The following is a 14,011-nucleotide window of genomic DNA, read 5'->3' as shown; positions in this document are numbered from 1 at the left end:
TCTGGTGGAGCAGGCGGGGTCGGTGACCAATCTGTACGGGCCGACGGAGACCACGATCTGGTCGACGGCCTGGCCGGTCACGGGGGGTGGTGCGCGTCGTCCGCGGATCGGGCGTCCGATCGCGAACACGCAGGTGTATGTGCTGGACGGCGGTCTGGGTCCGGTTCCGGTGGGGGTGCCGGGGGAGTTGTACATCGCGGGTGAGGGGGTGGTGCGCGGGTATCACGGGCGTTTCGGGCTGACGGCGCAGCGGTTCGTGGCCGATCCGTACGGTCCGGCCGGCACACGCATGTATCGCACGGGTGACCTGGTCCGCTGGACGGCGGACGGAGAGCTGGAGTATCTGTCCCGGGTCGATGACCAGGTCAAGCTGCGCGGGTTCCGCATCGAGCTCGGCGAGATCGAAGCCGTCCTGGCCGCGCAGGAGGGCATCGCTCAGGCCGCGGTCCTGGTGCGCGAGGACCGCCCCGGAGACAAGCGCCTGGTCGCCTACGTCGTCCCGGACGCGGCCCAGCAGAGGGCCACGACTCAGCTCCGGGAACGGCTCGCGGCTCAACTGCCGGACTACATGGTGCCGTCGGCGTTCGTGACCCTGGACGCGTTCCCGCTGACCCCGAACGGGAAGCTGGACCGCCGTGCGCTGCCGGCCCCGGACTACGGGCCGCATTCGGACGGCGGCAGGTCCCCGCGCTCGCCGCGCGAGGAGATCCTGTGCACCCTGTTCGCCGAAGTCCTCGGCCTGGACGCGGTGACCATCGACGACGACTTCTTCGCCCTGGGCGGCCACTCCCTGCTCGCCACCAAACTCGTCAGCCGCATCCGCACCGTCCTGGGCGCGGAACTGTCCATCCGCCGGCTCTTCGAGACGTCAACGGTCGCCCGGCTCGCGGCCGCGCTCGACACGTCGTCCGCCGCGCGCGGCCGTGTCGTGCCCACCGCGAGGCCGGCCCGGGTGCCGCTCTCGCACGCCCAGCAGCGGCTCTGGTTCCTCCAGCACCTGGAGGGCCCGAGCGACGCCTACAACGTACCGATCTCGCTCGACCTGACGGGGACACTGGACACGGAGGCGCTGAGGCTGGCGCTGACGGACGTGGCCACCCGGCACGAGAGCCTGCGCACCGTCTTCGCCGAGGACGGTTCCGGCGCCGCCCACCAGGTGGTGCTGGACCCCGACCAGACGCGGGTGCCGCTGTCCGTGGAGAGGCTCGCATCGGACGACGAGGTCTCCCGCCGTATGCGGCGGGCGGCCGGGTACGTCTTCGACCTCGCCTCCGAAGTCCCCTTGCGAGCCTCGCTGTTCGAGGTCGAGGGCGATACCGACCGCAGGGCGCTGCTGATCCTCACCCACCACATCGCCAGTGACGCCTGGTCGCGGGGCATCCTGATCCGCGACCTCGTGGCGGCGTACTCGGCGCGCACCACCGGCGCGGCTCCGGAGTGGGCCCCGCTGCCGGTGCAGTATGCCGACTACAGCCTCTGGCAGCGGCGGGTGCTCGGCGCCGAGGACGACCCGACCAGCGAGGCGTCCCGTCAACTCGCCTACTGGAAGGGAGCGTTGGCCGGGCTGCCCGAGGAGCTGTCGCTGCCGTTCGACCGGCCGCGCCCGGCGGTGGCCTCGTATCGGGGTGACCGGGTCGCCTTCGAGCTGCCGCAGGATGTGTACGAGCGGCTCGTCCAGGTGGGGCGCGATCACCAGGCCAGTCTGTTCATGGTCCTGCAGACGGCGCTCGCCGCACTGCTGACGCGACTGGGCGCGGGCACGGACATCCCGATCGGCACGCCGATCGCGGGCCGCACGGATGACGCGCTGGACGAGCTGGTCGGGTTCTTCGTGAACACGCTGGTGCTGCGCACGGACATCTCGGGTGATCCCACGTACGCGGAGCTCATCGAGCGCGTCCGGACCGCGAGCCTGGCGGCGTACGCGAACCAGGACCTGCCGTTCGAGCGGCTGGTGGAAGCGGTCAACCCGGAGCGCTCGCTCTCCCGGCACCCCCTCTTCCAGACCATGCTGAGCTTCGACAACGCCGGCCGGGCCGAGGCCCGTGCGGAGCTGGACGGGCTGACGGTCGGCGGGCGGCCCCTCGGGGCCCCGGCCGCGAAGTTCGACCTGTCCTTCGAGCTCGCCGAGCGCCCCGGCGGACCGGGGCGGGCGGCCGGTCTGAGCTGCGCGCTGGACTACAGCACCGACCTGTTCGACCGTGGGACCGCGCAGGCCGTCGCCGACCGTTTCGTCCGGGTGCTCACCGCGCTCGCCGAGGATCCGGGGCAGCGCGTCGGCGAGACCGAGATCCTCGGCGCGGACGAACGCCGCCGGATGCTTGTCGAGTGGAACGACACCGCGGTCGCCCACCAGGACCGCACCCCGGTGCACGTCCTCTTCGAGGAGCGGGCCGCCGCCGATCCGGCCGCAACCGCCGTGGTCTCCGGTGAGGAGCGGCTCAGCTACGGCGAGTTGAACGCGCGGGCGAACCGGCTCGCGCACCGGCTGCTGCGCCGGGGAGTGAGCCCGGAGAGCCGTGTCGCGGTCTTCCAGGAGCGCTCCGCCGAGCTGGTGGTCTCCACGCTGGCCGTGCTCAAGGCGGGCGGTGTGTATGTGCCGATCGATCCGCAACAGCCCGCCTCCCGCTCCGAGTTCATCCTGCGGGACACCGGCGCTGTGGCCCTGCTCACCGACCACGATCCGGACGGCCTGCCCTTCGCCGTCGACCTGCCGGTCCTCCGCGTCGGCCCCGGCACGGACCTGTCCGGTGAGGCCGACACGAACCCCGGCGTGCCGACGGACGCGGAGCAGCTGGTGTACGTGATGTACACCTCGGGTTCCACGGGTACGCCCAAGGGTGTCGCCAACACACATCGCAACGTGGTCCACCTGGCCGCCGACCGCTACTGGCGCGCAGGCCGGCATGAACGGGTGCTGATGCACTCGCCGTACGCCTTCGACGCCTCGACGTTCGAGATCTGGACGCCGTTGCTGACCGGCGGCACCGTCGTGGCCGCCCCGGCCGGCCGGCTGGACGCCGCCGACCTGGCCGCCGCCATCTCCGCACACCGGGTCACCGGCCTGTTCGTCAGCGCCGGCCTGTTCCGGGTGCTCGCCGAGGAGCGGCCCGACTGTTTCCGCGGGGTGCGCGAGATCTGGGCCGGCGGTGACGTGGTGTCGCCCACCGCCGTCCGCCGGGTCCTCGAGGCCTGCCCGGACACGGTCGTCGCCAACGAGTACGGGCCGACGGAGACCACCGTGTTCTCCACCGTGAACCCGCTGCGGGACCCGGCCGAGGTGCCCGAGGCGGTCGTACCGATCGGCCGGCCCCTGTGGAACACCCGGGTGTACGCCCTCGACGAGCGGCTGCGACCGGTGCCCGTGGGAGTCCCCGGTGAGCTGTACATCGCCGGCAGCGGTGTGGCCCGCGGCTATCTGGGTCGGGCGGAGCTGACCGCCCAGCGTTTCGTGGCCGACCCGTTCGCGGGTGCCGGGGAGCGGATGTACCGGACCGGCGACGTCGTACGGTGGCTGCCCGACGGCCGCCTGGAGTTCCTCGGCCGGGTCGACGACCAGGTCAAGCTGCGGGGCTTCCGCATCGAACCGGGCGAGGTGGAGGCGATCCTCGCGGACCGGCCCGAGGTGAGCCAGGCGGCGGTGGTCCTGCGAGAGGACCGGCCCGGGGACAAGCGGCTCGTCGCCTACGTCGTCGCGACCGCGGGCGGCACGCTCGACCCCGACGCGCTGCGCGCACACGTGGCGGCGACCCTGCCCGAGTACATGGTCCCCTCGGCCGTCGTCCCCCTGGACGCCCTGCCGCTGACCCTGAACGGCAAGCTGGACCGGCGAGCCCTGCCGGCCCCCGACTACGGCACGGGCACCGAGCGCCGCGGACCGCGCACGGAGCGGGAGAAGGCGCTGTGCGGTCTGTTCGCGGACGTTCTCGGGCTGTCGGAGGTCGGTGTCGACGACGGGTTCTTCGACCTGGGCGGCGACAGCATCATGTCGATCCAGCTGGTCAGCCGGGCACGGCGGGCCGGTCTGGAGCTGTCGGTGCGCGACGTGTTCGAACAGCGGACCGTGGCGGCGCTCGCCGAGGTCGTCACGGAGACGAGCGGGGAGGCGGTCGAGGAGCCGGGCGCCGGCATCGGCGACGTCCCCCTGACCCCGATCATGCGATGGTTCCTCGAACGCGGCGGACCCGCGGACCAGTTCAACCAGTCCCGGCTGGTGCAGGTACCCGCAGGGCTGCGCCATGAGGACCTCACGGCCGCGCTGCGGGCCGTCCTCGACCACCACGACGCCTTGCGCGCCCGCCTCGCGGCCGGCCCGGAACCACGGCTGGAGATCCGCGAGCCCGGCGCCGTCGACGCCCACCTGTTCCTGCGCCGGGTGGACGCCGCAGGACTCGACGAGCGGGCCCAGCAGGACCTGGTGCGGACCGAGACGGTCGCCGCCCGCGAACGCCTGGACCTCGGCGCGGGACGGCTCGTCCAGGCGGTCTGGTTCGACCGCGGTGAGACGGCGCCCGGCCTGCTTCTCCTGATCGTCCACCACCTGGTGGTCGACGGGGTGTCCTGGCGGATCCTCGTACCGGACCTCGCCGAGGCCCACCGGGCCGTGGCCGCGGGCCGGCCGGTCGAACTGCAGCCCGTGGGCACCTCGTTGCGCCGCTGGGCGCAGCGGCTCACCGAGGTGGCGGCCGATCCCGCGCGTACCGCGGAGGCCGACTGGTGGCAGTCGGTGCTGCGGTCCGGCGACTCGCTGCTCGGGCGGCGCCGGCTGGACCCGTCGGGCGACACCTATGCCTCGGCCCGTCACCTCACCCTGACCCTGCCCACGGCGGTGACCGAGCGGGTGCTGACCCGTGTGCCGTCCGTGTTCCGGGCCGAGGTCAACGACGTCCTGCTGGCGGCGTTCGCCCTCGCCTGGGCCCGTCGCGGCAGCCGGAGCACCGGCGTCCTGATGGACCTGGAAGGTCACGGCCGGGAGGAGGATCTCGTGGGCCGGGCCGATCTCTCCCGCACGGTCGGCTGGTTCACCAGCCTGCACCCGGTGCGCCTGGACGCCTCCGCCCTCGACCTGTCCGACGCCTTCGCGGGCGGCCCGGCCGCCGGTGACGTCGTCAAGCAGGTCAAGGAGCAGCTGCGTCAAGTGCCCGACAAGGGCATCGGATACGGCCTCGTCCGCCACCTGAACCCGCGTACCGCCCAGCGGTTCGCCGGACTGCCCACTCCCCAGGTCGCCTTCAACTACCTGGGCCGTTTCACCACGGCGGGGGTGGAGAACGCCGGCAGCGAGACCGTCCCTGACTGGACGGTGCTGGCCACCGCGGCCGGCGTCGGCGGCACCGACCCCAGGGTGGCGCTCGCCCATCCCCTGGAGCTCAACGCCCGCACCAACGACGGCCCACGCGGCCCCGAACTGGCCGCCACCTGGTCCTGGGCCGACGGGATCCTCGACGAGAGCGAGGTGCGGGACCTGGCCGAGCTGTGGTTCCGAGCCCTCGAGGCCCTCGCCGACCACGCCGAGAACCCCGACGCCGGTGGGCTGACCGTCTCGGACGTGTCGCTGAGCCTGCTGGACCAGAGCGAGATCGACCTGCTGGAAGACGAGTGGAGGAACCTCTGATGGCGAAGCAGTCCGGACTGCAGGACATCCTGCCCCTGGCACCGCTGCAGGAGGGCCTGCTCTTCCACAGCGTGTACGACGAGCAGGCACCCGACGTCTACCTGGTGCAGCAGGCCATCGACCTGGAGGGCGCGCTGGACACGGCCGCGCTGGGCGCCGCCTGCCGGACCCTGCTGCGGCGCCACGCCAACCTGCGTGCGGCCTTCCGCTACCAGGGCCTGAAGCGGCCCGTCCAGCTGATCCCGCACCAGGTGCAGGTGCCGTGGGAGGAGACGGACCTCACCCGGCTGCCCGAGCCGGAGCGCACCGCCGCCGCGGACCGGCTGCTGGAGGAGGACCGGCTGCGCCGCTTCGATCTGGCCCGGCCCCCGCTGATGCGGTTCACCCTCATGCGGCTGGGCGAGCGCAGATACCGCTTCGTGCTGACCAACCACCACATCCTGCTCGACGGCTGGTCCCGCCCGATGCTGGTGCGCGAACTCCTCGCGCTGTACCGCACGAAGGGCGACGACAGCGCGCTGCCCCGGGTCCGCCCCTTCCGGGACTACCTCCAGTGGCTCGCCCGGCAGGACCGGGACACCGCGGTCGCCGCCTGGCGGGGGGCGCTCGCCGGACTCGACGGGCCGACCCTCCTCGCCCCGCACTCCGCGGAACGTGCTCCGGTGGTGCCCGGCCGGCTGGAGACCGAGCTGGACGCCGCCGACCACGCGGCGCTCGGCGCGCTGGCCCGGGAACGCTCGCTCACCCTCAACTCCCTGGTGCAGGGTGCCTGGGCGGTCGTGCTGGGCGGGCTCACCGGCCGCGACGACGTGGTGTTCGGCACGACCGTCTCCGGCCGGCCGCCGGAGATCGCCGGGATCGAGACCATGGTCGGGCTGTTCATCAACACCCTGCCCGTGCGGGTGCGGCTGCGGCCCGACGAGGCGTTCGTGGACGTGGTGCGCCGCACCCAGGACGAGCAGACCCGGCTGCAGGCACACCAGCAGCTGGGGCTGGCCGAGGTGCAGCGACTCGCGGGCGCCGGTGAACTCTTCGACACCACCATGGTGTTCGAGAATTATCCGGTCGACATCGGAGCCGAGCACGACGAGCCGGGCGGCTTCGGCGACGTGACCGTCACCGGCACCCGCAACCGGGACGCCACGCACTACCCGATGGCGCTGGTCGCCGTCGGCAGGGACGGGCTACGGCTGCGCCTGGACCACCAGCCCGACCTGATCCCGCCGGACTCGGCCGTTGCGGTACTGGACCGCCTGGTGAGGGTCCTGCGGACCGTGGCCGCGGATCCCGAACGCCCCGTCGGCCGGCTCGCCCTGCTCTCCGACGAGGAGCGGGAGGCAGCCCTGGCACCGGGCCGCGGCACGGACACCGGCCCCGTCGACGAGAGCCTGCCCGAGGCGTTCCGGGCGCAGGCCGCGCGCACTCCGAACGCCCCGGCCGTCCGCTGCGGCACCACCGTTCTTGACTACGCCGAACTCGATGCCCGCTCCGACGCGTTGGCGCGCCGGCTCGTCGCGCTCGGGGTACGGGCCGAGACACCGGTGGGGCTCCTCATGGACCGCTCCGCCCACCTGGTCGTCTCGGTCCTGGCCGTCCTCAAGGCGGGCGGCGCCTATGTGCCGCTCCGGCAGGGCGACCCGCTCGACCGGCTGCGCCAGGTCACCGCCCTGGCCGGGGTCTCCCTCGTGCTCACCGACGCCGAACACGCCGCCCACGGCGCCGGGTTGCACCTCACCGTCCTGCGGGCCGACGAGACCGACGCGCCGCTGCCCGCCGACGCGGACCTGCCCGCGGGCCCCGTGCACGCCGACCGGCTCGCCTACGTCATGCACACCTCCGGCTCGACCGGGACACCCAAGGGCGTCGCCGTCACCCACCGGGACGTGGTCGAACTCGCCCGGGACCGGTCCTTCGCCGGCGGCGCCCACAGCCGGGTCCTGGTCCACTCGCCGCACGCCTTCGACGCCTCCACCTACGAACTGTGGGTACCGCTGCTGTCCGGCGGCACCGCCGTCGTCGCCCCGCCGGTGGACCTGGACGCGGACACCCTCGGCAAGGTGCTCGCCGAGCACGAGGTCACCGCGCTCTGGCTCACCTCCGGCCTCTTCCAGCTCGTCGCGGACGAGGCACCGCACCACCTGGCGGGCGTCCGGGAGGTGTGGACGGGCGGCGACGTCGTCCCGGCCGCCGCCGTCCGCCGGGTCCGGGACGCATGCCCCGACACGGTCGTCGTCGACGGCTACGGCCCCACCGAGACGACGACCTTCGCCGTCCGGCACCGGATCCCCGCGACCGCCCCGGTTCCGCAGACCGTGCCGATCGGAACACCCCTGGACAACACCCGGCTGCTCGTCCTGGACACCGCACTGCGCCCCGTGGCCCGGGGCCTGGCGGGCGAGCTGTACCTCGCGGGCGCCGGACTCGCCCGCGGATACTGGCAGCGCCCCGGACTCACCGCGGAGCGCTTCGTCGCCGACCCCTACGGCCCGCCCGGCACCCGCATGTACCGCACCGGCGACCTCGTGCGGTGGACCGCGGAAGGCACCCTGGAGTACCTGGGGCGGGCCGACGAGCAGGTCAAGATCCGCGGCTTCCGCATCGAACTCGGCGAGATCGAGGCCGCCCTGGGCCGCCACCCCGAGATCGCCCAGGCCGTCGTCACCCTGGCCGAACCACGCCCCGGCGACAAACGCCTCGTGGCCCATCTGGTCGCGGAGGACGGCACCGCCCCGGAGCCGGCCGCGCTGCACGCGCACCTCGCCGCCGAACTGCCCGACTACATGGTGCCCTCGGCCTTCGTCGTCCTCGACACGCTGCCGCTCACCGCCAACGGCAAGATCGACCGCGGGGCCCTCCCGGCGCCCGAGACCACCGTCGGCGCTCCCGAGAGCAGGGCGGCGCGCACCCCGCGCGAGGACATCCTGTGCGGGCTGTTCGCCGAACTCCTCGGTGTCCCGCGGGTCGGCATCGACGACGACTTCTTCGCGCTAGGCGGCCACTCGCTCCTCGCGACCCGGCTCGTGGGCCGCATCCGTTCCGTCCTCGGAGCCGAACTGACCGTACGGCAGCTCTTCGAGGGCCCCACCGTGGTGGCACTGTCCCGCGCCCTCGACACCGCGGCCGCGGCCCGCCCCGCACTGCGGCCCGTCGAGCCACGCCCCGAGCGGATCCCCGCCTCCCACGCCCAGCGCAGACTGTGGTTCCTGCACCGCTTCGAGGGACCGAGTCCGACGTACAACATTCCCTTCGCGCTTCGGCTGACCGGCGAGCTGGACCGTGCGGCACTGCGGGCCGCGCTCGCCGACCTCACCGGCCGCCACGAGGCGCTGCGCACGGTCTTCTCCGAGGACGCGGAGGGCCCCCGGCAGGTCGTGCTGCCCGCCGGCGAGGCGCGGCCCGAGCTGACCGTGGTGGCGTCGGTGGCACCGGCGGACCTGGCACAGGAGATCAATGCCGCGGCCGGGTACGCCTTCGACCTGGAGGCGGAAATCCCCCTGCGGGCCTGGCTGTTCGAGACGGGGGAGCGGGAGCAGGTGCTGCTCCTGCTCGTCCACCACATCGCGGGCGACGGCTGGTCGGTGCCCCTGCTCGCCCGCGACCTCACGGCCGCCTACACGGCACGGCTCGACGGCCGGGACCCCGACTGGCGTCCGCTGCCCGTCCAGTACCCGGACTACACCCTGTGGCAGCGGGACACCCTCGGCTCCGAGGACGACCCGGACAGTCCCGTCGGCCGGCAACTCGACTACTGGCGGCGGACCTTGGCCGGACTGCCGGAAGAGCTCCCGCTGCCCGCGGACAGGCCGCGTCCGGCCGTGGCCGGGGGACGCGGCGGCCGGGTGCTGTACGAGGTGCCCCGGGCGCTGCACGAGCGGATCGTGGCGGTCGCCCGGGCCTGTCAGGCGAGCCCCTTCATGGTGGTCCAGGCGGCTGTCGCCGCCCTGCTCACCCGGCTCGGCGCCGGCGAGGACATCCCGCTCGGCACCCCTGTCGCCGGACGCACGGACGACGCCCTGGACGACCTCGTCGGCTTCTTCGTCAACACGCTGGTCCTGCGCACCGACACGTCCGGCAACCCCGCCTTCCGTGAGCTGATCGCCCGGGTCCGCGAGACGGACCTGGCGGCGTACGCCCATCAGGACGTGCCGTTCGAACGGCTGGTGGAGGTGCTCAACCCCCGGCGCTCACCCGCCCGGCACCCGGTCTTCCAGACCATGCTCACCTTCAACAACACGGACCGGCGGCCCGGTGACGGTCTGCGGCTGCCGGGTCTGGACGCCGCCGCACTGCCCGCCGACACCGGCACCGCCAAGTTCGACCTGCTGTTCTCCTTCGCGGAACGGCACGACGCCGACGGGCGCCCCGCCGGGCTGGGCGCGGGCCTGGAGTTCAGCGCCGACCTGTTCGACCAGGACACCGCCGAGACCCTTGTGGCCCGGCTGCTGCGCCTGCTGGACACGGTCACCGCCGCGCCGGAGCGCGCCATCGGGGAGGTCCCCCTCCTGGACGACGGGGAGTGCGACCGCGTACAGGCCGCCTCCCACGGGCCCGTACGGGAGCAGGGCGCCGCCTCGCTGCCCGACCGGTTCGCCGCCGCGGTCGCCCGCGCCCCGCACGCAGTCGCCGTGGAGACCCCCGAAACCACCCTGACCTACGAGGAGTTGAACGCCCGCGCCAACCGGCTGGCACGGCTGCTCGTCGACCGGGGCGTCGGCCCGGAGAGTCTGGTGGCGGTGGCCATGCACCGGTCGGCCGACCTGGTCGCGGCGTGCCTCGCGGTCCTCAAGGCCGGCGCCGGCTATCTGCCCGTCGACCCCGAGTACCCGGCCGAGCGCATCGCGTACATGCTCGACGACGCCCGCCCGGCCGTCGTCCTGACCACCGCGGACCTCGCCGGCGCCCTGCCCCGGCCCCCGGCCGGACCTCCGGTCGCGGTGGACGACCCCGGCGTCGCGGCCCGGCTCGCCGACCACGCGACGACCGACGTGACCGACGCGGAGCGCACCGCCCCGCTCGCCCCGGCCCATCCCGCGTACGTGATCTACACCTCCGGCTCCACCGGCCGTCCCAAGGGCATCACCATGCCGGCCCGCGCCCTCGCCAACCTGCTCGACTGGCACGAGCGCACGGTCCCCGGCGGGCCCGGCACCCGGGTCGCGCAGTTCACCGCGGTGAGCTTCGACGTGTCCGTGCAGGAGATCCTCTCCGCGCTGCTGTCCGGCAAGACGCTGGTCGTCTGCCCCGAGGAGATCCGGCGCGACCCGCACCGGCTGGCCGGCTGGCTGGGGGAGCGGCGGATCCAGGAGCTGTACGCGCCCAACCTCGTCATCGACGCCGTCTGCGAGGCTGCCCTCGCCGCCCGGCTCGACCTGCCCGACCTCACCGACCTGGTGCAGGCCGGCGAGGCGCTGACCCCGCAGGGCGCCATGCGCGCCTTCTGCGCCGCGCGCCCCGGCCGTCGCCTGCACAACCACTACGGCCCCGCCGAGACCCATGTGGTGACGGCCCACCGGCTTCCCGCCGACACCGCCGCGTGGGGGCCCGCCGCCCCTCCGATCGGGCGGCCCGTCGACAACACCGCCGTACGGCTCCTGGACCCGTGGCTCAACCCGGTGCCGCCCGGCGTCCCGGGAGAGCTCTACATCAGCGGTGACGCGCTCGCCCGCGGCTACCTCGGCCGCGCCGACCGTACCGCGGAACGGTTCGTCGCCGACCCGCACGGACCGCGCGGCGCCCGCATGTACCGCACCGGCGACCTCGCCCGGCAGACCCGCGACGGGCTGTTGGTGTACCTGGGCCGCGCCGACGCCCAGGTCAAGATCCGTGGCTTCCGCGTCGAACCCGGCGAGATCGAGGCGGCCCTGACCGCGCACCCCGACGTGGCGCAGGCCGCGGTCGTCGTACGGGAGGACCGTCCGGGCGACCGGCGCCTGGTCGGCTACGTCGTGACGGCCGGCCGGGAGGCTCCCGAACCGGCCCGGCTGCGCGAGCACCTCGCCGGCCGACTGCCTGGCCACATGGTCCCGGCCGCGTTCGTCCCCCTCGACCGTCTGCCGCTGACCCCCAACGGGAAGCTCGACCGGTCCGCGCTCCCGGCTCCGGAGTACACGGCGGGCCGTGCGGCCAGACCCCCCGCCACCCCCGCGGAACACACCGTGTGCGCCCTGTTCGCCGAGGTGCTCGGCGTCGAACGGGCGGGCGCGGACGACGACTTCTTCGAACTCGGCGGCCACTCCTTCCTCGCCGCCCGTCTGGTGGCCCGGCTCCGCGAGGAGTTCGGCCAGGACCTGCCCGTCCGCACCGTCTTCGACGCCCCCACACCGGAGGGCCTCGCCGCCGTCCTCACCGGAACGGCAGCCCCCGCCGCCGGACGCTCCTCCGACGGGCTGCTCGCACTGCGGGCACGCGGCACGGCCGCCCCCTTGTTCTGTCTGCACCCGGGGGGCGGGTTCAGCTGGTGCTACGCGGGTCTCGTGCGCCACCTCGGCCCCGAGGTGCCGGTCTACGGCATCCAGGCCCGTGGCCTGGACGGCGGCGGCGTGTTGCCGTCGTCCATGGAGGAGATGACCGAGGACTACCTCGCCCTCATCCGCTCACGGCAGCCGTCCGGACCGTACCGGCTGGCGGGGTGGTCCTTCGGTGGTCTTGCCGCGCACGCCCTGGCGACCCGGTTGCGCGCCGAGGGGGAGGAGGTCTCCCTGCTCGCCCTGCTCGACGCCTATCCGCCGGGGGACAACGCCGACACCTCGGAACCGGTCGAGCACGAGGTCGTCGCGCACAACCTCCAGGCCATGGGATTCGAATTCGACATGGCCGAGCTCATAGCAGACCAGGAAGGGGTCCTGCGACGGTTCCGGGAGTTCCTGCAGTCGGGGGACCAGGCGCTGGCGCAGCTGGAGGCCCGGGACATGCTCGCTCTCAAGGATGTCTATGTGAACAATGTCCGGCTCATGCGGCGGTTCAGGCCCGCATTCTTCGACGGGGACGTGGTCTTCGTCTCCGCCGAGCGAAAGTCGCAGACCGACCGGAAAGACCGCCTGAATGTCAACTTGTGGCAACGGTTCACCGGTGGATCGCTCGATGTGTGCGCCATAGACTCGACGCACGGAAATCTGATGACAGATGCCCGTCATCTGGCCAGGATCGGCCAATTCCTCGCGGACCGTCTGTAAGTACTCCCAGAGAAACCGCATTCGCAGAGAAGGAGCGTTCGAATGAGCAGCAATCCCTTCGAGGACCCCGAGGGCACCTACCTGGTCCTGGTCAACGACGAGGGACAGCACTCGCTGTGGCCGGCGTTCGTCGAGGTGCCCGCCGGCTGGCGGACCGCCCTCGGGGAGACCACCCGTGACGCGGCCCTCGAGTACGTCAACACGCACTGGACCGACATGCGGCCCAAGAGCCTCGTCGACGCCATGGACGGCACCGCCTGATCCGAGCACCACGAGAGGGAAGAGGCACCATGCCGGTCATTCCCGTGAACGGGATTCGGCTCAGCTACGAGGAGGCCGGCACCGGCGCCCCGGTGGTGATGATCCAGGGCACCGGCGGCGGCCGTACGGTGTGGCACCTGCACCAGGTGCCCGCGCTCACCGCCGCCGGACTCCGGGTGGTCACCTTCGACAACCGGGGCATCCCCCCGTCGTCCGAGTGCCCCGAGGGCTTCACGCTGCGGGACATGGTCGAGGACGCGGCCGGGCTCATCGAGCGACTGGAGCTCGGGCCCTGCGCCGTGGTCGGCACCTCCATGGGCGCGTTCGTCGCCCAGGAACTGGCCCTGGCCCGGCCCGACCTGGTCGGCCGGGCCGTCCTCATGGCCACCCGCGGCCGCACCGACCTCCTGCGCGCCGAGCTCACCCGGGCGGAGATCGACCTGTACGACGCCGGGGTCCGGCTGCCGAACCGGTACGCGGCCGTCCTGCGGGCCCTGAAGTCGCTGTCCCCCCGCACCCTGGACGACGACACCGCGATGGCCGACTGGCTCGACCTGTTCGAGCTGACGTCCGAGCCGGGGCCGGGCCAGCGGGCGCAGATGGAGGTCAGCCGGCTCGAGAACCGGCTCGCTGCCTACCAGGGCATCCGCGTGCCCTGCCAGGTGGTCTCCTTCGCCGACGACCTGATCACCCCGCCCCGGCTGGGCCAGGAGGTCGCCGACGCCATCCCGGGGGCCCGCCACGAGATCGTCGAGGGCTGCGGGCACTACGGCTATCTGGAGAACCCCGCCGCGGTGAACAAGGTGCTCGTGGAGTTCCTCGCGGGCGATCCGCCCTGACGGCCAGCCCCGAGCGGTGACACCAGAGGCCCGGCGCCTTCTAAGCGCTTGGCCGCAGGTTCGAGTCCTGCCGGGGGCGCAAGTCTCCGCCCTCCCATCGGGAGGGCGTTTTTGCTGCTCAGAGC

3 protein-coding genes, 1 tRNA gene and 1 pseudogene are annotated in these 14,011 nt (G+C 73.3%); all 5 read left to right on the top strand.

Annotated features, from left to right (window positions below; genetic code table 11):
- Window positions 1–22: 22 nt before the first annotated feature.
- Window positions 23–5,614: pseudogene (locus AQJ46_RS36880) on the top strand (amino acid adenylation domain-containing protein); the annotation flags it as partial.
- Entirely contained in the window at window positions 5,614–12,786 is a 7,173-nt protein-coding gene (locus AQJ46_RS36875) for an amino acid adenylation domain-containing protein (protein ID WP_059209689.1), read from the top strand. The pseudogene AQJ46_RS36880 and the gene AQJ46_RS36875, both read left to right, overlap by 1 nt.
- A gap of 42 nt (window positions 12,787–12,828) precedes the next feature.
- Window positions 12,829–13,047, top strand: a complete 219-nt coding sequence (locus AQJ46_RS36870; protein ID WP_059209688.1) for an MbtH family protein — start codon at window positions 12,829–12,831, stop codon at window positions 13,045–13,047.
- Between the two features lie 29 nt (window positions 13,048–13,076).
- Window positions 13,077–13,886 (top strand): alpha/beta fold hydrolase, encoded by an 810-nt coding sequence (locus tag AQJ46_RS36865; RefSeq protein ID WP_059209687.1) that lies wholly within the window; start codon window positions 13,077–13,079, stop codon window positions 13,884–13,886.
- 2 nt (window positions 13,887–13,888) lie between these two features.
- Window positions 13,889–13,965 (top strand) — tRNA-Arg (locus tag AQJ46_RS55640).
- The last annotated feature ends 46 nt before the right edge of the window (window positions 13,966–14,011 follow it).

Source organism: Streptomyces canus (assembly GCF_001514145.1).
Taxonomy (GTDB): Bacteria; Actinomycetota; Actinomycetes; order Streptomycetales; family Streptomycetaceae; genus Streptomyces; species Streptomyces canus.
The sequence above is the reverse complement of the archived record's forward strand: the minus strand, read 5'-3'. Positions and strand labels throughout refer to the sequence as shown.